22 protein-coding genes are annotated in these 18,702 nt (G+C 47.5%); 10 read left to right on the top strand and 12 right to left on the bottom strand.

Annotation, left to right across the window (positions count from 1 at the left end; genetic code table 11):
- Positions 1-70: 70 nt before the first annotated feature.
- Together MEALZ_RS02045 and MEALZ_RS02040 are read left to right on the top strand one after the other, a co-directional pair.
- Positions 71-922: an HvfB family MNIO-type RiPP peptide maturase gene (locus MEALZ_RS02045; protein WP_014146924.1), complete on the top strand. Its 852-nt coding sequence runs from the start codon at positions 71-73 to the stop codon at positions 920-922.
- Complete coding sequence (locus MEALZ_RS02040; protein ID WP_014146923.1) at positions 903-1,670, top strand: HvfC family RiPP maturation protein; 768 nt, start codon at positions 903-905, stop codon at positions 1,668-1,670. Before MEALZ_RS02045 ends, MEALZ_RS02040 begins: the two co-directional genes overlap by 20 nt.
- A gap of 29 nt (positions 1,671-1,699) precedes the next feature.
- On the opposite strand, the gene tumE is transcribed toward MEALZ_RS02040, so the two are convergent.
- From tumE to MEALZ_RS02025, 3 genes are all read right to left on the bottom strand, one after another.
- Positions 1,700-2,083 carry a toxin TumE gene (gene tumE / locus MEALZ_RS02035; protein WP_014146922.1) on the bottom strand — a complete coding sequence of 128 codons (384 nt, stop codon included), beginning with the start codon at positions 2,081-2,083 and terminating at the stop codon, positions 1,700-1,702.
- On the bottom strand, positions 2,073-2,303 hold the full coding sequence (gene tumA, locus MEALZ_RS02030; protein ID WP_014146921.1) for an antitoxin TumA: 231 nt from the start codon (positions 2,301-2,303) through the stop codon (positions 2,073-2,075). Before tumA ends, tumE begins: the two co-directional genes overlap by 11 nt.
- A gap of 175 nt (positions 2,304-2,478) precedes the next feature.
- Positions 2,479-3,300 carry a thermonuclease family protein gene (locus tag MEALZ_RS02025; RefSeq protein WP_046060940.1) on the bottom strand — a complete coding sequence of 274 codons (822 nt, stop codon included), beginning with the start codon at positions 3,298-3,300 and terminating at the stop codon, positions 2,479-2,481.
- An 87-nt stretch (positions 3,301-3,387) separates the two neighbouring features.
- Between MEALZ_RS02025 and dtd the strand changes: the two genes are divergently transcribed.
- Positions 3,388-3,834 carry a D-aminoacyl-tRNA deacylase gene (gene dtd, locus MEALZ_RS02020; protein WP_014146919.1) on the top strand — a complete coding sequence of 149 codons (447 nt, stop codon included), beginning with the start codon at positions 3,388-3,390 and terminating at the stop codon, positions 3,832-3,834.
- Between the two features lie 704 nt (positions 3,835-4,538).
- Complete coding sequence (gene trhP / locus MEALZ_RS02015) at positions 4,539-5,879, top strand: prephenate-dependent tRNA uridine(34) hydroxylase TrhP (RefSeq protein ID WP_014146916.1); 1,341 nt, start codon at positions 4,539-4,541, stop codon at positions 5,877-5,879.
- Between the two features lie 160 nt (positions 5,880-6,039).
- On the opposite strand, the gene MEALZ_RS02010 is transcribed toward trhP, so the two are convergent.
- On the bottom strand, positions 6,040-8,064 hold the full coding sequence (locus tag MEALZ_RS02010) for a cache domain-containing protein (RefSeq protein ID WP_014146915.1): 2,025 nt from the start codon (positions 8,062-8,064) through the stop codon (positions 6,040-6,042).
- Between the two features lie 234 nt (positions 8,065-8,298).
- Between MEALZ_RS02010 and rraA the strand changes: the two genes are divergently transcribed.
- Both rraA and ispH read left to right on the top strand, forming a co-directional pair.
- Positions 8,299-8,784 carry a ribonuclease E activity regulator RraA gene (gene rraA / locus MEALZ_RS02005; protein ID WP_014146914.1) on the top strand — a complete coding sequence of 162 codons (486 nt, stop codon included), beginning with the start codon at positions 8,299-8,301 and terminating at the stop codon, positions 8,782-8,784.
- A gap of 213 nt (positions 8,785-8,997) precedes the next feature.
- Positions 8,998-9,942 (top strand): 4-hydroxy-3-methylbut-2-enyl diphosphate reductase, encoded by a 945-nt coding sequence (gene ispH / locus MEALZ_RS02000; RefSeq protein WP_014146913.1) that lies wholly within the window; start codon positions 8,998-9,000, stop codon positions 9,940-9,942.
- Positions 9,943-10,275: 333 nt separating this feature from the next.
- Here the strand turns inward: ispH and MEALZ_RS01995 are convergent, their stop codons facing one another.
- Both MEALZ_RS01995 and MEALZ_RS01990 read right to left on the bottom strand, forming a co-directional pair.
- Complete coding sequence (locus MEALZ_RS01995) at positions 10,276-12,012, bottom strand: potassium channel family protein (RefSeq protein WP_014146912.1); 1,737 nt, start codon at positions 12,010-12,012, stop codon at positions 10,276-10,278.
- Between the two features lie 26 nt (positions 12,013-12,038).
- Positions 12,039-12,422: a DUF6394 family protein gene (locus MEALZ_RS01990; RefSeq protein WP_014146911.1), complete on the bottom strand. Its 384-nt coding sequence runs from the start codon at positions 12,420-12,422 to the stop codon at positions 12,039-12,041.
- Positions 12,423-12,575: 153 nt separating this feature from the next.
- Here MEALZ_RS01990 and MEALZ_RS01985 point away from each other — a divergent pair, with 153 nt between their 5' ends.
- Positions 12,576-12,935 carry a rhodanese-like domain-containing protein gene (locus MEALZ_RS01985; RefSeq protein ID WP_014146910.1) on the top strand — a complete coding sequence of 120 codons (360 nt, stop codon included), beginning with the start codon at positions 12,576-12,578 and terminating at the stop codon, positions 12,933-12,935.
- Positions 12,936-13,328: an RNA-binding S4 domain-containing protein gene (locus MEALZ_RS01980; protein WP_014146909.1), complete on the top strand. Its 393-nt coding sequence runs from the start codon at positions 12,936-12,938 to the stop codon at positions 13,326-13,328.
- 18 nt (positions 13,329-13,346) lie between these two features.
- Here MEALZ_RS01980 and MEALZ_RS01975 read toward each other — a convergent pair whose 3' ends face one another.
- The 4 genes from MEALZ_RS01975 to MEALZ_RS01965 form a co-directional block, all read right to left on the bottom strand.
- Positions 13,347-13,679, bottom strand: a complete 333-nt coding sequence (locus MEALZ_RS01975; RefSeq protein ID WP_014146908.1) for a TusE/DsrC/DsvC family sulfur relay protein — start codon at positions 13,677-13,679, stop codon at positions 13,347-13,349.
- Positions 13,670-13,960, bottom strand: coding sequence for a sulfurtransferase complex subunit TusB (tusB, locus tag MEALZ_RS01970; RefSeq protein WP_014146907.1), 291 nt, complete (start codon positions 13,958-13,960; stop codon positions 13,670-13,672). Before tusB ends, MEALZ_RS01975 begins: the two co-directional genes overlap by 10 nt.
- A 183-nt stretch (positions 13,961-14,143) precedes the next feature.
- Positions 14,144-14,293: a hypothetical protein gene (locus MEALZ_RS22945; protein WP_162836582.1), complete on the bottom strand. Its 150-nt coding sequence runs from the start codon at positions 14,291-14,293 to the stop codon at positions 14,144-14,146.
- Positions 14,294-14,470: 177 nt separating this feature from the next.
- The gene (locus MEALZ_RS01965) at positions 14,471-14,791 is read right to left on the bottom strand and encodes a DMT family transporter (RefSeq protein WP_014146906.1); all 321 of its coding nucleotides are present in this window, start codon (positions 14,789-14,791) and stop codon (positions 14,471-14,473) included.
- Positions 14,792-15,034: 243 nt separating this feature from the next.
- Here MEALZ_RS01965 and MEALZ_RS01960 point away from each other — a divergent pair, with 243 nt between their 5' ends.
- Both MEALZ_RS01960 and xseA read left to right on the top strand, forming a co-directional pair.
- Positions 15,035-15,748: a flagellar brake protein gene (locus tag MEALZ_RS01960; RefSeq protein WP_014146905.1), complete on the top strand. Its 714-nt coding sequence runs from the start codon at positions 15,035-15,037 to the stop codon at positions 15,746-15,748.
- 6 nt (positions 15,749-15,754) lie between these two features.
- On the top strand, positions 15,755-17,104 hold the full coding sequence (gene xseA / locus MEALZ_RS01955; RefSeq protein WP_014146904.1) for an exodeoxyribonuclease VII large subunit: 1,350 nt from the start codon (positions 15,755-15,757) through the stop codon (positions 17,102-17,104).
- Positions 17,105-17,225: 121 nt separating this feature from the next.
- Here xseA and thpR read toward each other — a convergent pair whose 3' ends face one another.
- Both thpR and MEALZ_RS01945 read right to left on the bottom strand, forming a co-directional pair.
- Entirely contained in the window at positions 17,226-17,741 is a 516-nt protein-coding gene (gene thpR, locus MEALZ_RS01950) for an RNA 2',3'-cyclic phosphodiesterase (protein ID WP_014146903.1), read from the bottom strand.
- An 11-nt stretch (positions 17,742-17,752) separates the two neighbouring features.
- Positions 17,753-18,271: a hypothetical protein gene (locus MEALZ_RS01945; protein WP_014146902.1), complete on the bottom strand. Its 519-nt coding sequence runs from the start codon at positions 18,269-18,271 to the stop codon at positions 17,753-17,755.
- Positions 18,272-18,702 lie beyond the last annotated feature (431 nt).

Here is an 18,702-nt window from a genome sequence, read left to right as displayed (position 1 = left end):
CAAAGCAATTGCGTCCTAATAGAGGGTGATCCAATCACCCTCTATCCAGCAAAAAACAACAGGTGTTCCGATGAACACGACTCAACATCTAGTCAGTGGCGTAGGCCTCGGTTTACGCCGAACTTTTCTGAATAGCATCGTCGACACGCCTCCCGCATCAGTCGATTTTTACGAAATCGCTCCCGAAAACTGGATAACGATCGGCGGCAAATTCGGGCGGCAACTACGCAATATGACCGAGCGTTTCGACTTCGTTTGTCACGGACTTTCCTTATCGATCGGCAGCACCGACCCGTTGGATGAAACCTTTATCAAGGCTGTCAAATCCTTCATGACCGAACACGGCATCAAACTGTATAGCGAACACCTTAGCTATTGCAGCAAAGACGGCCACCTGTACGATCTAATGCCGATTCCTTTTACCGAAGAAGCGATTACTCATACCGCAGCGCGCATTCGCCGCGTTCAAGACATTCTCGAACAAAAAATCGCGATCGAAAATGTTTCCTATTATGCTGCGCCGGGCCGGGAAATGGATGAAATCGATTTTTTCACTGCCGTGGTCAACGAAGCCGATTGCGACATCTTGCTCGATATCAACAATATCTATGTCAACAGCGTCAATCACGGCTACGATGCCGAAACGTTTTTAAAGGCGATACCTGCGCAGCGAATCGCCTATGCACATATTGCCGGCCATTATGTCGAAGCCGACGACTTTTTGGTCGACACGCACGGCGCCCCGGTCATCGACCCGGTTTGGAAACTGCTTGGCAAAGCTTACGAACTCTACGGCATATTCCCGACCTTGCTGGAGCGAGATTTCAATATTCCGCCACTGCCGGAGTTAATCAAGGAAACCGAAACGATCGCCGCCATTCAACACGCCTGGAAAATTCAACATGAGCGTAGGACAGCATAAAGCCAAAATCGACTTCAAAGCCAAACAGCAAGAATTTGCCGCTTTCATTCGAAATCCCGACCGAAACCCGGCTCCGGACGATGTGGCGCCGGAACGTATGTCGATGTACCGTGAGTTGTTTTTTAATAATGTCGAAAGCTTTTTATCGAGCAACTTTCCGGTAATGAAATCGCTGCTCTCGCAGGAAAGCTGGCTTGGGCTCGCGCGGGATTTTTATTCGGAACACCGCAGCAGCACGCCCTATTTTTCTGAAATCCCCGAAGAATTTTTGGATTATTTGCAAAACGAACGCAAGTGCCCGGACGATTTTTCTTTCCTGCTCGAACTCGCACATTACGAATGGGTGGAAATGGCGCTGGCAATCGCAAAGGAAGAAGCGCCCGCAATCATTGCGCCGGCGATAGATTTAAGGCCCGCGCCGTTATATCTATCGCCACTGGCTTGGCTTTTAGCCTATCGTTTTCCGGTTCATCAAATCTCAACGGACTTCATTCCTTATGAAGCGCCCGAGCAACCCAGTTTTTTGATCGTTTATCGGACCCCGGACGATAACGTGAAGTTCATGCAAATAACGCCATCGACCTATCGGCTTTTGGAGATCGTACAAAATAGCTCGGGAATCACCGCCGAATCATGCTTAAAGCAACTCGCCGGCGAATTCCAGGCAAGCGATACGCGGCTGTTTATCGATCAAGGCTTGAAAACCTTGCGCGAATTAGCGGACAAATCGATTATTTACAGCGATTGAGCGCCTTAAGAAAATCCATACGCGCTTCGTTATTCTTGTAACTGTACGATTTCTTGCAAAATAGATGGAATTTCAGTTCTCTCGGAAACGATCACACTATCCGGCAAGTGTTTGTGATGCGGAAAACTGGATAAATCGGGGAAGTGCGGCGTGCAGTCATAACGAAACAGCAAACGGTTTTCCGCATCCTGGCAATGATAGCGATAATCCAGATGGGTAAGGCGTTGACCGACAATAATGACCGCCTCATGAATTTCCAATAAATATCCATTGGCAAATCGCATACGAATCCGCAAATTGACGCGTTCCGGCGTCAAAATTTCCTCCGTGTAGCGTTCGACATAAACACCGTCGCAACACAGAATCGCCTGTTCAACGACATCCAGATAAGTCTTCAGCGCATCATGCAACATGTTTCAGCTTCACATCCAGCTCCTGATGCAAATACAGGTAGTGCCGATAGTCGTTGGCCCATTCGACAAATTCCGCATCGTCGGGCATTTCTCCCCGGCTGTATCGATAAAAAAACTCTTCCGATTCCATGTGATGTTGGCTTTCAAGAATACTGAGCCGTTTGGCAATTTCGATCAAAGCATCGAGCGGTGACGAATATTGGATGGTTTGTTTGCGCATAATCTTTACCTTTGTTGATTTGGTATACGGGATTTGCCGGATTCAGTAGTAGATCGAACACGGTGGTTTTAATGGCTTTTTGTTCGTCACCGGTCAGTTTGGCAAGGCTGTCGGTGAAGGTGTCGGCAATTCGAAAGTCCATATCCTGAATTCCCTAGCTAAGGGGTACTGCTCCTCAGAGCATCTTGACCGAACTAGGATGACGGATCAGCATCGAAAAATGTTTCTTGGATCGATTGAGCCAACCGCGAATTTCAACTTCTTTGCCGACATAGCTGCTCGGGTTTGGAAACAAAGCTAGATTGGCCCGTTCGATCCGAAAATCGACGCGCTCGCCAAGCGTCAAATACACATATTTACGCGTCGTTCTGATTTTTTTGACGCGCCCGGAAATTCGCTGCCAGCCTCTATGATTACCCGCTCGAAGACTCGGTGCCGGCTTGATTCGGTATTCAGGCCGTCTCCAGATGCCGCGAGAGTTTTTTTCGGCTTCAGTTTGGGCGCGGAGCAGTTCGTCGCTATAACGCAAATTCGGCGGAAAAATACTGAGCGCAGCCAAGCCTAATCTAACCAGCTCTAAATTGAGGTGCAGACCATCCTCGGTAAATAAATGTGCGAGCGTCCGTCCGTATTTGTCCTTTTGTTCGCTATCGTGTACTAAACGCACGCGCTTGCCTTTCAATGCGTGAGTTAACCAACGTTTAGCTTCTTCGCCTCCGGCCTCCGCGTTTTTATTGCGCCCTTCGACCTCCGGCGTGTTGATGCCGAGTAAGCGGATTTTTCTGCCGTCTACCAGCTTTACCGTATCGCCGTCATAAACATACTGAATGCGGTGATAAGAATAACCTGGCTTTATCGTAAGACGCTCGGCGCCTTCTCGTCGTTTGTCCGAAAAATAAAATTTGCCGTTTTCATCTTGCCAGCGATAAATTTCCTCGGCGTAGACGGCCGAGATAGCCAGCATTAGAACGAGCGATTTAAGTAAGGCGTAAAGCATGGATTTGATAAGATTTAACGATTAGCCGTTATCGAGCCGGAACGCTATAATTCCGTGCCCAAAAACGCTATTGTACAGAAACATCCTATGATATCCGTTATTCAACGCGTAACCCGCGCAAAGGTGACTGTCCGGCAACAAGACATCGGCGTGATCGAACGAGGCATACTGGCTCTCGTCGCGGTCGAAAAAAACGACACCGAAAAAGAAGCTGAACGCTTATTGGAGCGAATCCTTAACTACCGCATTTTCGCCGACGCCGAAGACAAGATGAATCTAAGTCTGCGTAACATTAATGGTGGCTTGTTATTGGTCCCGCAATTCACGCTGGCGGCAGACACCGACAGCGGCAATCGCCCCAGTTTCAGCCGAGGCGCTTCCCCCGAACACGGCTTGGCGCTCTTTAATTATTTGCAAAAAAAAGCCGCTGACCTACATACACAGGTTCAATTCGGTCAATTCGGTGCCGACATGCAAGTCTCGTTGGTTAATGACGGGCCGGTAACCTTTAGCTTAAGAGTCTCCCCGCGCTGAATATTTGCGCACCTAGGCGCAATGTCTAACCGCCGTCTTCATCTTGCCGCTCAGCACGATCTGTCGCGGCTACTCACTTACCGCGGGACAGCTTAAGGTTAATCCGTTCATGGTGAGCCTGTCGAACCATGGGCGGATTAACCATCCACCCTTCGACAAGGCTCTCCTGAGCTCAGCCGAAAGGCTCAGGGCGAACAGTTAATCCTTAGTGCTTTTGTCCCGCCTTAAGTGGGAAGCCTCTTTCGCGTGTTTGGGCAACCTTGGAATATTGGCGGTTCGCAACAAAATCAAAGCACTACCGATAATCAGAACTGCCGCCAAAAATACAAAAAACCAAGCCATCATTAAATTCCTCGCCGCTTCAATGGAATCGAAAAAGCCCCGCTTCCGGGATTTAACGAGTAAATTATACCCTTTGCTAGTCAAATTTCGGCATCGGGGTGCCCGTCAAAGGACGCCGTGAATACGTCCATGTAGGCTCTATGACAGCATCCATGCTGCCAAAGCCTTTGCCGAACACCCCGACGCCTCCATACGCTAATGCCGAAGTTTGAAGTGCGATAGGTATACAACGATTTGCGGACGGATAGAACTTAAGTGATAAAATATCGTCAATTATGAATCATGACTCGACGGCGCCGTTTTTCAAATTCGCTCCGTACCGAATCCTTTCCAATCGCTGATTATACGACTCCAACCTAATAATGAAATCCGTTGAATTACTTTCTCCTGCCGGAACCCTTAAAAACATGCGTTACGCTTTCGCTTACGGCGCGGACGCAGTTTATGCCGGCCAACCGCGATACAGCCTGCGCGTGCGCAATAACGACTTTCTTGCCGACAACTTAGCCAAAGGCATCGACGAAGCGCACCGGCTCGGAAAAAAGTTTTTTCTGGCGACCAATGTCATTCCGCATAATAGCAAAATCAAGACGTTCCTAGCCGACATCGCCCCGATCATCGCGATGAAACCGGACGCATTGATCATGGCCGATCCCGGTTTGATCATGATGGTTCGGGAAAATTGGCCGGAAATGCCGGTGCATTTATCCGTGCAAGCCAATACCGTCAACTATGCCACGGTCAAATTTTGGCAAACCATCGGGGTAAAACGCATTATTCTGTCCCGGGAGTTGTCGCTCGATGAAATTGCCGAAATCCGTCAGGAATGCCCGGACATGGAACTGGAAGTCTTCGTGCATGGCGCCCTATGCATTGCCTATTCGGGCCGCTGCTTGCTGTCCGGATATTTTAACCACCGCGACCCAAATCAGGGTACTTGCACCAATTCCTGCCGCTGGAAATACGACACACTGCCCGCACATGAAAATGCCGAAGGCGATTATGTCTTGGACGGCGGCGCCTTGTCGATGTCCGAAATCAGTAATGCCAGTTGCGGCGGCGCCGAGCGCCACCCCTTGGCCGATAAGGTTTATTTTTTAGAGGAGGAAGGGCGTAAAGGCGAACTGCTGCCGGTCATGGAAGATGAAAACGGCACCTACATCATGAATTCGAAAGACCTGCGCGCGATCGAACATATTCAACGCTTGGTCGAAATCGGCGTCGACAGCCTTAAGATAGAAGGTCGAACCAAATCTCATTATTATGTAGCCCGGACCGCGCAAACCTATCGCCAAGCAATCGACGACGCACTGGCCGAACGTCCGTTTAATCCGCAATTGCTCGGCGTCTTGGAAAACCTAGCCAACCGGGGTTATACGGACGGCTTTTATCAACGCCACCACACGCATGAACAGCAAAACTACATTACCGGTTATTCGAAAAGCCATCAGCAACAATTTTGCGGTGAAATCAGACGCTTCGATTCTGCGACCGGCATGGCCGAAATTGATGTCAAAAACAAGTTTTCGGTTGGCGATAAAATTGAATTGATTTTACCCGAAGGCAACCGCGACATTATCGTCGAACATATGGAAGACCTGCACGGACATCCGATGCAAGAAGCTCTAGGCGGCGGCTACGAGGTAAAAATACCGCTACCGGAAATAAGCCCGCAACACGGACTGTTAGCGCGTTATTTTTAGCGGCGAAATATACCTTTCGCACTTCAAATTTCGGCAGTGCCCGAGGAGGCGCCGGGGTGTCCGGTCTCTCACCTAACGCTAGGTGAGAGACCTACATGGATGTATTCACCCAGGCACCGAATTTTGATCTACGATGATGATATAACGCAAACACAAACTTCTAAAATGGAATGAACACGAATGCAAATACATCGTTGCTATAGCCGTCGACGGCTTTGTATTCGCGGTAGCCTTTCGACACAGCCATCCCTAAAACATATTGTACGCCATTGTATTGAATGACTTCGGAACCTCTTTGTCCGGTCCGCATGGCAAAAAAACGGTCGTCGATCGCCAGCGAATCTCCGGCGCCGAGCGATGGGTGATTAGCCGAAGCAACGATCATCTTATTGCGGTCGGTAAAAAACGCAAAACATCCTTCGAGCAGCTTTCCCGCTTCGTCGCGCGGTAAAACTTCATCGAGCATGCTCGAAAACTGCGGCTCACTGTCAAAAACGATGCCGATCCCGCCGAGCACTTGATCCTGCCTTGCCAAATGCGTGATCGAGGCATTATAGATATAGGTATAGCGATTACCGTAAAATGGCGTCCGGATAAAGGGCGAAACGCTGTAGCTCTGTGAATCGCTATTCCTCAACGCAGCCGGCGCTCCGCTTCGCTCGTCGACTTGCATGCCCAATAACGAGCGCTCGTAAGAGTTCGACACCGCCAAGATACGACCGTTTTTATCGTAAAGATAAAGATTGGTATAGACCGTGTATAAAGCGTTGATGTATTGCAATATGTCCGTCATCCGCTGCTCATCCTTTGACGAGATTTCCGGTTGAGCCAAACAGTGCCTAAAAGTCGATGTCAACGCCCACCACCGGCAATCGTTAGCCCGTTCGTATAAATTACGATCCATGATATCGACCGCCAACGACGCCAAAAACCCTGCATTGTTCAAATGCGAAGACATGACAGTGACTTCCTGAAGGCTATTGACCGAATCGGCGAATATATTCGCAATATCGGAACCGATTTCTTTGATGGCCTCCAAAACCGGCATAAATTCGGCCGCATTTTTCCGAGCCGATGCAATCTGGCCGTTAAGCACCAACAAGCCGAGGTCGGCATTGATATCGGAGGAGGCCTTGCGAATATCTTTCAACTCTTGAGGGAAGGTACTGGCTTGATCGATAATATCGGTGTAAGCGCTTCCTCTATCGACTGCTTCATTACGTTTAAAAGCCGTTTCCAACGGCGTCATCATGCGCCCGGTCCAACCTAATCCGAAAAAACCCTGATACCCTTTGGTTTGTCGAGTGTTAACAATATATTCGCGCAGCTTATACGATGCGATATTTACCGGATTAGCATTAGCAAAAGCCGCTTGTAGCGGCATTAATTGCTCATCGCTACTGGCGATTATTTTTCCGTCGGTACCCAATATCATTAGCGTGCCATCGTCATCCGCCGCTAGTAGATCGCCGAAAATGCCAGCCATTTCATCGTCAAACCGAAAACATAAACATAAAACGCCTACTGCTTTCGATCCTTGCTGGTTACTTTCGGTTATTTTGCAGGAATAAATCAGCGAATGCCGTTTATTCGGCTGTAATTCCGAATATCGAAACGTTTCGGTATATTCCGCACTCGATTTTAGAGTTTCGGCAATAAGAGGATCCGTTGAATGACTGATCGGGTTCTCGTTGTCCAAATGCGCTTTAACCCGCCCCTCGGTATCGAAAATAATGATCTCGTCATATACGCTATACTTCTTTACATATTCGCGCAGTCGATTTTCGATAAAATCAATTCCTTCCCGATCTGAGTTTCCGGAAATAAGGAAAGAGCGAATATCGTCGTCTGTGGCTAAAAAACCCACATCCGCAGTGCGCTCGAACAAATTACGAATCAGTAAATCGATCGCGACTTGCGCCTTCGATGAATTATCAAGCACCAATTTTTTCAAATTCTCGACCAGCAAATTATAAGTCAGCTTCTGCTGCAACTCGCCGAATTTACTTTTCGTCAAATTCATGTCGTCAAGAATGGTCGACGCCACATTATGGCTATTGATCTTACCGATCAACGCAATTTTCCCCCACCAATCGTTTAGCGAGGCAAGACGAGCCTCGTAACTCTTTACGGCCGGCATGGCAGCCAGCAACTTAGTTTTATTTGTTTCAATTATCGTATTCATAAATTGTTTAATTTATCCGTCATCTGTATCTCCATTCCTAAAATTAAACACTAATCATGCCAAAAATATATTTTAAAGCAGAAATAAAATACCCGCCTCTGTCTATTCTTGAGCAATGCACCACTTTGGCACAATGAAGCACCAATTCGACTCATCGACTGCAACCATACCAAACTATTTTTACCGCAATTCTGTTATGATATGACCTCAACAGCCTTAATCAAGGTAATGCCAATGACGTTTACCACTGCCGATCTCTGTGACAAATACTCCGGAATTAACGGCTTTCAAATCGCCGACCCCATTTTCAGAATATTCGGAGCAACACCGGCTTTTTGCGGGCAAATTACGACGATTAAAGCCTTTGAAGACAATGGATTAGTCGAATCAACCTTATCGACCAAAGTTTCGAGACGCGTCTTAGTCGTCGACGGCGGAGGATCGCACCGCTGCGCCCTGATCGACCGGGAGCTTGCTCAATTGGCCTACGATAACGGCTGGCAAGGAATCGCGGTCTATGGCTGTATTCGCAATGCGGCCGCAATCGATACGATTCCGATCGGGATTCGCGCGCTCCATCCGCATCCGCTTAAAAGTACGACGAAAGGCCATGGAGAACAGGATGGCATTGTGACTTTCGCGGGCGTACAATTTAGAAAAGATTATTTTTTATATGCCGATAGCGATGGAATTATCGTCTCGGAGACTGAACTAAGTTAACACAGCCCTTACTAAATATAGCGCATACTGCCTAATCTATTGAATTATACAAGTTAAAAAATCATGCCCGCTTTTACGCAACTTTTCAAAAGATTCAGGCGACAATGTAGCGTCATACTATTTGCTTTTATTCATTATTCAATATTTTATGATTGGCAAATGTTAAAGCTGGGTTAAAATAACCTCACCTTAACCTACTATTTTAGTCAAGATATGCAAATAATACTCGCCAACCCCCGTGGATTTTGTGCCGGAGTGGATAGAGCCATTGAAATCGTCGATCAAGCTCTCGAAGCTTTCGGCGCCCCGATATACGTCCGCCATGAAGTCGTCCATAACCGCACCGTCGTCGACGGCCTTAAAGATAAAGGCGCGATTTTCATCGAAGACTTGAGCGACGTCCCTGTCGGCTCTTATTTGATTTTCAGCGCACACGGCGTTTCGAAAAGAGTCCAAGAAGAAGCCGAGGAACGTAATTTAACCGTTTTCGACGCAACCTGCCCACTAGTCACCAAAGTTCATTTGCAGGTTGCCAAGCACGCCAAACAAGATCGAGAGGTCATACTAATCGGTCACGCCGGGCACCCGGAAGTCGAAGGCACGATGGGCCAATATGAAAAATGCACCGAAAACGGCGGCATTTACCTGGTCGAAACACCGGAAGATGTCGCCAAACTGAAGGTCAATAATCCTAATAATCTGGCCTACGTAACGCAAACGACGCTGTCCATGACCGACACCAAAGTGATGGTCGACGCTCTCCGAGCACGTTTCTCCTCAATTCAGGAACAGAAAAAAGACGATATTTGTTATGCCACGCAAAACCGGCAGGATGCCGTTTATGATCTTGCCAACAAAACCGACTTGATTCTCGTGGTCGGTTCTCCCAATAGCTCCAACTCTAATCGCTTACGGGAAATCGCCGAACAACTGGGCAAACCGGCTTATTTAATCGATACTGCTAACGACATGAGCCGAGAGTGGTTCGACGGCATCACTGCCGTAGGTGTTACTGCAGGAGCATCGGCACCGGAAGTTCTGGTACAAGAAGTTATCAACCAATTGAAAACCTGGGGCGGCCAATCGATTACCGAAAACAAAGGCATTGAAGAAAAAGTCGTCTTTTCCCTGCCCAGAGGCCTAAAAAAAACCGCATAGTAGCTTAGGTTTTTCAGAAAAAAACCGGGCAAGGACGCCCGAAACACGAATCAAGCACTAACTCCTCCCATAATCCGACCATTCACCATTCACCATTCACCATTCACCATTCACCATTCACCATTCACCATTCACCATTCACCATTCACCATTCACCATTCACCATTCACCATTCACCTTTCACCTTTCATCTTTCACCTTTCATCTTTCACCTTTCATCTTTCACCTTTCATCTTTCACCTTTCATCTTTCACCTTTCACCTTTCACCTTTCATCTTTCACCTTTCACCTTTCACCTTTCATCTTTCACCTTTCACCTTTCACCTTATCCACTCATGCAACCGGCCGGTTCTGCCGTTGAGCATACCAACGCATGAAATAACCTTTAGGCAAATGCACACCGTTGCGCACATAGAATAAATTATATTCATTATTCAGCGTTGCATTCAGCAAGCGTCGCGACGCCCCGGTACCGCAAAACAAAATTTGATCGCCGATTTTAATCCGATAGTCGTCTGGGGGAAGCACACTTATCACTTCTCCCGACTTAACGACAAATGCAATCAAATCAAGTTTTCGATTAAAATTATCGGGATGCTTTAAAAGATCTCCCAACAGCACCTGCTCCCCCTCCTCCAGGCATGCAGTGACAGCGCTACAGCGCTCCTTCACAACATCCACAGTGATTAAATGAGGCTGCCTACGTCCGATTTTTTTCTCGAGTTGCTGAACCACCTTCTCCATGTCTTCTTTCCTACCCGGCTCGTCTTTCAACAAATGCTGAAAAAAAGGCTTTAATAGCGGGGCGACCAACAAAAATAAAACTCTCCGCGCAGTTACCAACGTCGGCTGCATAATCATATCGATTTGCGACGCCTCGAAAGCAATTCGATTTTCATGGCGATTTTGCCGAACCAAGGTAAACAAGTTGCCATTCAGTTTTCGCGCATTCAGCAATATTCCTAGATTATGCCCGTCATCGTCGGTTCCCGCCAAAATCCCTACGGCATTTTCTATTCCGGCCTGCGCCAAGGTTTTAGCCGTGCTCCGCCCTACGATATAACTATCGATCCCCTCTTCTTCGCTACAGTCATGCGGATCAATGACCACGGTCTTCATGCCTTGCTTGACCAAGGCATGATTGATTTCATGCCCCATCCGACCGTAACCGCAAACGATCCATTTTCCGAACGGCGGCTTAATAGCATCACTGAGGCGAACCCGCGGCGCTCTAACCAACCAGTTATTCAACGGATAAAAGCTAGGATGCGTCATCGTTGTCACCAACACCTTCGCGAACATTTTGAACGGATCGACGATATGAACCTCTCCCCCCAAATTTGCGAGCGTTTCTTCGAAAACATCAACCTTTGACAACGTAATGATTCTGATACTCGGATTCAACAAACGCGCCAATGCAGAAATTTTTAGATTAATCTCTTCGTTATTGGTTATTGCAACAATCGCTTGGCAATTGCGTCTTCTGATGCCTGCTTCAAGTAGATGCTTAGGTACGCTTGCATCTGCGCATAAACCCGGCATCGGCACCCGGTAATCCCTCAACGTCAACGCCCTAATCCGATCCTCATCGCCATCGATGAAGACTGCCGGCACACCATAATCGCTTAAACCGCGAGCCAGTACGCTACCGGTGTCGCCGAAACCGCAGATAATAAAATAAGGCTCGGAAATTCTAAGCACCTGCCGAGAAAACTTTCGCTCCTCGACCGCTCGCACAAAGAAAGGGTTCTGGAAAAGTCTTACGATACTTCCTATCGCATAAAACCAGGTAATCACGCTCACATATAGACAAGCCATCGCCCAAAGCCTTTGAGCATCGTTAAACTCAAAAGGAATTTCTCCAAAACCGGTCGTCGTCGCGGTATAGGTCATAAAATAAAACGCGTGAAATACACTTAAGTATTGGGGCTTACCGTCGACTTCATGACCGGGAATAAAGACCATTCCCAAAATTGACACTGCGTAAACCGTAATTAAAGCCATCACGGGCCTGCGCATTTCGCGCATGACAATAAAACTGACTCGGCTTAAATCGATACTTTCCGCCATGCCTTACCCCTCTGTTAAATCGTTCATTACAACCGAGACATCAGCGTATCGGATACCAAAATAATGACGGATATAAAATTAGCCAGCAAAGCCCCGCCGCTCAGCGAAATAATGCTCACCATTACATCGGACGTCAATCCGGTTTCAGTCACATGCACGACAACGGTCCAATATGTGGCGGCCGCCACCAAGTGCAGGTCGGCAACCAGACTAGTCGCCAGTAGCACAGCGCCAATTTGCGAGCGATCGCCCAACTTTAAGCCGGTCGCAATAAAATTAACGACGATAATCGCAAACAACTCAAAAACATTATGATGCTCGGGATTATCCATCTCTCCTAAAAAGAACCCGAAATTCAAGGTTAATGACAATACGATAAAAAAACCGAAAACGACTTTCTCAAAATTCATCTAAATAATGCTCCGGAATATAAATCAAACTGTAAATGTTATCCTAATCTGTATTAGAATTAGAAAGATATTAACAATCGATAAAAAATCACAACGCTGACTGATATTTATTGTTAAAATTGTAAGCTTTGAATTACAAACCGGAGAACTACAATGTCACTGACCGCAATGGACCTTGTTGCCGCCGCTAAGAAAAACATCAAAGAAGTGGATGTTGCATCGGCAAAATCAGATTTATCCAAATATTTAGTACTCGACGTCCGAGCGCCCGGCGAGTTTGTTGCAGGCTCTTTGCCCGGGGCTATCAATATTTCGAGGGGTGTTTTAGAATTTAAAATTGCTAACCACCCGGATTTTGAAAATAAACAAGATGCCGATATTTTAGTTTACTGCCAAACCGGCGGGCGCTCTGCACTGGCTACCGAAGTGCTCAATAAAATGGGCTACAGCAAAGCCGTCAGCCTAGAGGGCGGATATCAAGCTTGGCAAAAAAGCGACGCAACCGACGAGTAAATGCCCGCTGTTGAATCGTTAAGATTGGATAAATGGCTATGGGCTGCGCGCTTCTTCAAAACGCGCAAGCTCGCCGCCGAGGCTGTGTCCGGAGGCAAGGTTCACTTGAATAATCAAAGAACCAAACCAGGCAAGGAAATTTCCATCGGCGCCACGCTTTCCATCCATAAGGATCAATATAGCTGGGACATTACCGTCACCGGCCTAAACAGCCAACGCCGTCCCGCTTCCGAAGCGGCGCTACTTTACGAAGAAACCGCGGAAAGCCGTGAAAAACGGCAACAATTAATTATTCGTCAACGCGAAGAACAGGCCAATTCCGAACACTTCGAAAGACCCTCCAAACCGAACAAAAAAGACCGTCGATTGATTCACCGCTTCAAACGAGGCTGATCCCTGTGGGCGCCTCAATCACAAACAAGTTGGAGGCTTGGGCAGCCCGGCCAGTTTACACGCAAACTTCAACGGCCCATCCGGAAACAATCGTTGCAAATAACGGCTATTGCCCTTTTCCGAACCTAAATGCTTAGCTACTGCCTTAGTAAAAACCCTGGCGTTTGGCAAATGTTTAAACTGAAGATAATAGCCCCTAATAAAATAAATAATTTCCCAATGAGCATCGGTTAATGTAATCGAATTAGCCTTAGCAAGATTGCTCGCCACAGCCTCGTCCCAGTCATTCATATCAACCAAAAACCCTTGCTCCGTTAGGGCGGGAAATCCTCCTTCGGCATTCAGCACCATGACAACGACTGCTGATGCGTAACGGCTAATTCGACCCACTCGGTATATTCGATAACCCTGACTCCGTCAATCAAATCGCCTCGGTCGATACCGAATAAGGCCAAATCATCGGATAATGCACACAAATAACAAGACTTAGCCGATTGCTTTAAAACCTTCGTCATACTCCCTCTCTTGATCAGACGAAGTATTGATGAGCCTATAAAAACCACCGCATCGCCGGCCTCAATACGCTCCAAAACGACATCCACTTCGGATGACTGAAAAATCAAATGCAACATACTACTCCCTTTATACTCAAAAAATAGCTAAGGAATATGCACAAAATAACTTCTACAAGTAGTAGGCTTTGCGGAGGTTTGGTGACTCGCTTGACAGAACGCCGTGAATACGTCCATGTAGGCTTGACGGCGGCTATCCCTGCCGCCGACACCTGTCAATCGCCCCCCCCTTCCTACAGTTGTCTAAGTTATTTCATGCTCGTTCCTAACTTTATGAAGGTATGGGGTGTGGCTAGCGAGGATGTCGGCAGCAGGGCAGATTTTTGCTCCTGCAAAATCTGCATTCACGCCATCCTTGGCGTTTGCAGATTTTTGCTCCTGCAAAATCTGCATTCACGCCATCCCTGGCGTTCGAGCTGCCGTCAAGCCCCCATGAATGAGTTCATCCAGCCCCTAAATTCCAAACGCTTTAGTTGCTGGATCGAATTTCGATAATTTAGGGGCTGGATCCTCGATAGACACATCCCATACCTTTTATTCTTCGACGGTTTTTCGATCAAAAGGAAGTAATTATTCGATATGTGTTAACTTCAGACCCACCAATCCGACAACGACCAGAACAATGGAACACAAACGCAAAATTTCGGCGGACTCCTTAAAAAGCACGATACCGATAACGGCAACCCCGACCGCACCTATACCGGTCCATACCGCGTATGCAGTACCCAGCGGTAACGTTCTAATTGACAGCATCAGCAAATAAAAACTTGCTGCACCAAAAACGATTGTCATTAAACTTGGCCAAAGACGAGTAAAGCTTTGGTTATACTTTAAGCTCAATGCAAAAAAAATTTCCGCCAAACCAGCACATAACAACAAAAACCACGCCACGCGTTTCAATCCTTCATAGACTTATTAATTAAATATTCTACAATATCAACTCGTTTGATAGACCGACCGCACATTAATTTTCAGTCTACTACATTAATACTCAGAATGTTTTGACGGGTTTCTGCTCCGACAAAAAACCGCCATCTCAGGCTCTCGATGCTTGCAGCGACTCAAACAGCACATCGGCGCAGAACCATGCTTCGCCATAAAGGCTGTACATTTATAACTTATTTACACCCCATTATGAACAAGCAATCGGATCACATCGTACGCAACCAACGTCAGATCATCAATCATCTGGCACTACTGATTAACGAGAAGGCCCTAATCAATCTAAACATCGGCAATAACGAATCGTTCATCACCACATTGATAGCCATCGATACGGACACACATAGTCTTCTGTTCGATCTCAGCCCCAAGGAATACCAAAACAGACAATTACCGAACACGTTGCGTACCGTCTTCCGCACCGTATTGTCGGGCATTAAAATAAAATTCGAGGGCAAAGACATCGTCAAAACCCGCTATCAAGGCGACACCGTGTTTGCAATGCCGATACCTGAAAGCATGCTGTGGCTGCAACGCCGTCAATTTTACCGCATTAAATCGCCGATTTCGAAAGCCAGCCATCTTAAACTAAGCATTGCAGACCAAGTCATTCCACTTCGTCTCTACGATATTAGCATCCCCGGCTTTTCCTTGTTAAACGATTCGGAACCGCTTAACCAAATATTAACGCCCGCTCAAACCTTTAAAAATTGTCGATTGACCTTGGCCGATCTAGGAGAAGACACGGTCGATTTTATAGTGCTCTACCGCATACCGTTAAACCCGAACAAGCCGGATAAAACCATGAAAATAGGTTGCCGGCTCACCTCGATATCATCCGCCTTCGAATCCTGTATACAACGCTATATGCAGCAGATCGAACGAGAACTTAAACAAAAAACCTAAACGAACATGCCCTTAACACTCGACAGTAAACTCTATACGGTTTCACAACTCAACCGGGAAAGCAAACGAGTGCTTAACGAGCATTTTTTCTCGGTGCGAGTAGAAGGGGAAATCTCTAATTTAAGCACTCCCTCTTCCGGCCACATTTATTTTTCCTTGAAAGATAATGCCGCGCAAATCCGTTGCGCGATGTTCAAGACCCAACTGCGCCGCCTCAAGTTTAAGCCGGCGAACGGACTGCAAGTGATTGCAACCGCACAAGTCACCTTATACGAGCCTCGCGGCGACTATCAGCTAGTGGTCGAAAACCTTGAGGAAACCGGAGACGGCGCACTGCGCATGGCCTTTGAAGCGCTTAAGCATCAACTATCGAAGGAAGGACTCTTCGACGCCTCTCGCAAAAAACCTCTACCAGCACTGCCTCATCGCATCGGCATCATCACCTCTCCTAGCGGCGCCGCAATCAGAGACATACTGACCGTGCTAAAACGGCGTTTTCCGGCTACTCCGGTCGTTTTGTACCCGGTTTCGGTGCAAGGAGATAACGCCAAACACGATATTGTCCGGGCATTGAATCTGGCCAACACACTCGACCAATGCGACGTATTGATCCTCGGCCGAGGCGGCGGCTCTCTGGAAGACTTGCAAGCCTTCAACGAAGAAACCGTCGCGCGCGCAATCGCGGCAAGCGCCATCCCGGTTATCGCCGGCGTCGGCCATGAGATTGACGTGACGATCGCCGATTTTGTTGCCGATCTTCGCGCCCCAACACCTTCCGCCGCCGCCGAGCATGCGGTTCCCGATCAGCGAGAATGGCAAAGTCGTTTTATTGCGCTGGAAACCAAACTTTCGCAACATCTCGGCAGACAACTTACGCAAAAAGCACAAACTTTAGCCTGGCTCGATAAGCGGCTAAAACAACAACACCCCGGCCAAAAACTAGCTGCTAACGCCCAACGCCTTGACGAACTGGAATTAAGACTCACCCGTGCGACTCGGCGTAAACTGCTGCAATGTTGCTCGACTCTAGACACTCAATCGGCAAAGCTACATAACCAATCGCCTGCGCACATAATCAACAGCCTTGCCCTACAACAACATTATCTTCAGCAACGTCTCAATAACGCCTGGCAACGAAAATTCGAACACTTACATCAGCGGCTCAACCAAGCCGGCCAAACGCTTCATGCGGTCAGTCCTTTGGCAACGCTAAATCGAGGCTATGCACTCGTCACCGACACGGAAACCGGCGCAGTAATTCGCTCGACCCGGCAAATCGAAAAAGACGCTGTTGTATTGACTCGTTTGGCCAATGGACGATTTACCAGTCGCGTAGAAACGATTACCGAGGAGTAAAAAACTCCGCACCAAAATCAATCCGCGAAACGAATCATCGATACTTTATACCTTTCGCACTTCAAATTTCGGCAGTGCCCGAGGACACCCCGGTGCCGAATTTTGATCTACGATGGGTATATTAGCCCAGCAGCGGCCACTGCCGAATAACCCGATAATCAACGCCCCCAGGCGCGGAACAGGATTCGACTAAACAAAAAGTATTGGAATGCCAAATAATCGGTTCGAATTCCGTTTGAACCGATTGCTTGGCTTTTCTTATTAGTGTTACATGAGGCCGATACGATCGCTCATCAATCGAATGACCGAACGATGAAACCAATGCTGACAAATGCTCAGCCAAAATCATCGCCTTATCGTCCGGATTACTGCTGGTTAAGCATATTATGCCCGGTTTTCGCCAAAAACTAAGCTCATCGAAATGGATCGCGACCGGCTGTAGCTTTTTCATTTCGCCGGCGGCCTGAACCATCGCCGACTCGAGCACGTCGCCAACAGCCCCTAAAAATACCAATGTCACATGAAGGTTACCCGGATTAACTGACCTATCTTCAGCCTTTAACAAACGATGCGCCAACTCTGTACATTGCCTTCGGACCGCCTCATCCGGCCACAACGCAAAAAATAATCTTTTCACGATTATTCAGCCTAAAAACAACTAAAGTAATCCAACATCAACTCTTCGCAATTGAAAAACTGTCTGGGCAATTTGAAATAGATATAGAGTCTCATAACGAATTCAGATAAAACACCGAATACAGCTAATCTGGACATTGCGATCCACAAGCGGGAACTGCTTTTTGGCGAACTTCGCCATATCCCGACAGCCCACCAAAGCACAGGCGCCGCCAGAATAAAATGAATATTCCACCAACTCGAGACACTGATACCCCCGGTCCAAACCCAATAATCCGCACCATATAAAGCGCCATTCAGGACCACAAAAAAAGGCCAAAAAATCCGCCACAATTGAAATTCGCCTAACCACCCTGCCAATAAATACTGGTAAGGCCCGTCTGTCGAAAGCGCGGTTTCCATCGCATCCCGCTCCGGAAACGGCGCGCTAATATACAATACCGCATAGAGACAAACAGCTACGATACACAGCTCGACAAGCCCGATCAGGCTGCCTTGCGCGACAATCAACGCTAAAGTATTGATGAACATTGGCAAGCAACCTCGAAATAAATTGACGGCTATACGATAATTAAATGACTTAAAAATATTGTTGCAGACCGAATTGTTCGGCGGGACGGAGTTTGCTATCCATGCGCATCAAGCTAAGCGAAGCACCCCGCTGCCAAATCGCTACCGACTTCTTCCGGCAATTCTATACTTTCGCACTTGAAATTTCGGCATTGCCTAAAGAGTCACCGGGGTGTTCGTTCGGTCCTCATCTAACGCTAGGTGAGGGACCTACACGGACGTATTCACCCAGCACCTAAATAAGCCATTATTTTGAATAATTGCCAAAGACCTATGGAATTTAGGTGCTGGGCCTCTGCCAAGCGAGTTACCGAACCCGCCAGGGCAACCGCATTAAAATAATCAACATAGTCTTATTTAGGTTTCAAATAAACTAAATCTTATAGTTAACC

It is taken from the genome of Methylotuvimicrobium alcaliphilum 20Z (assembly GCF_000968535.2).
GTDB lineage: Bacteria > Pseudomonadota > Gammaproteobacteria > Methylococcales > Methylomonadaceae > Methylotuvimicrobium > Methylotuvimicrobium alcaliphilum.
The sequence above is the reverse complement of the archived record's forward strand: the minus strand, read 5'-3'. Positions and strand labels throughout refer to the sequence as shown.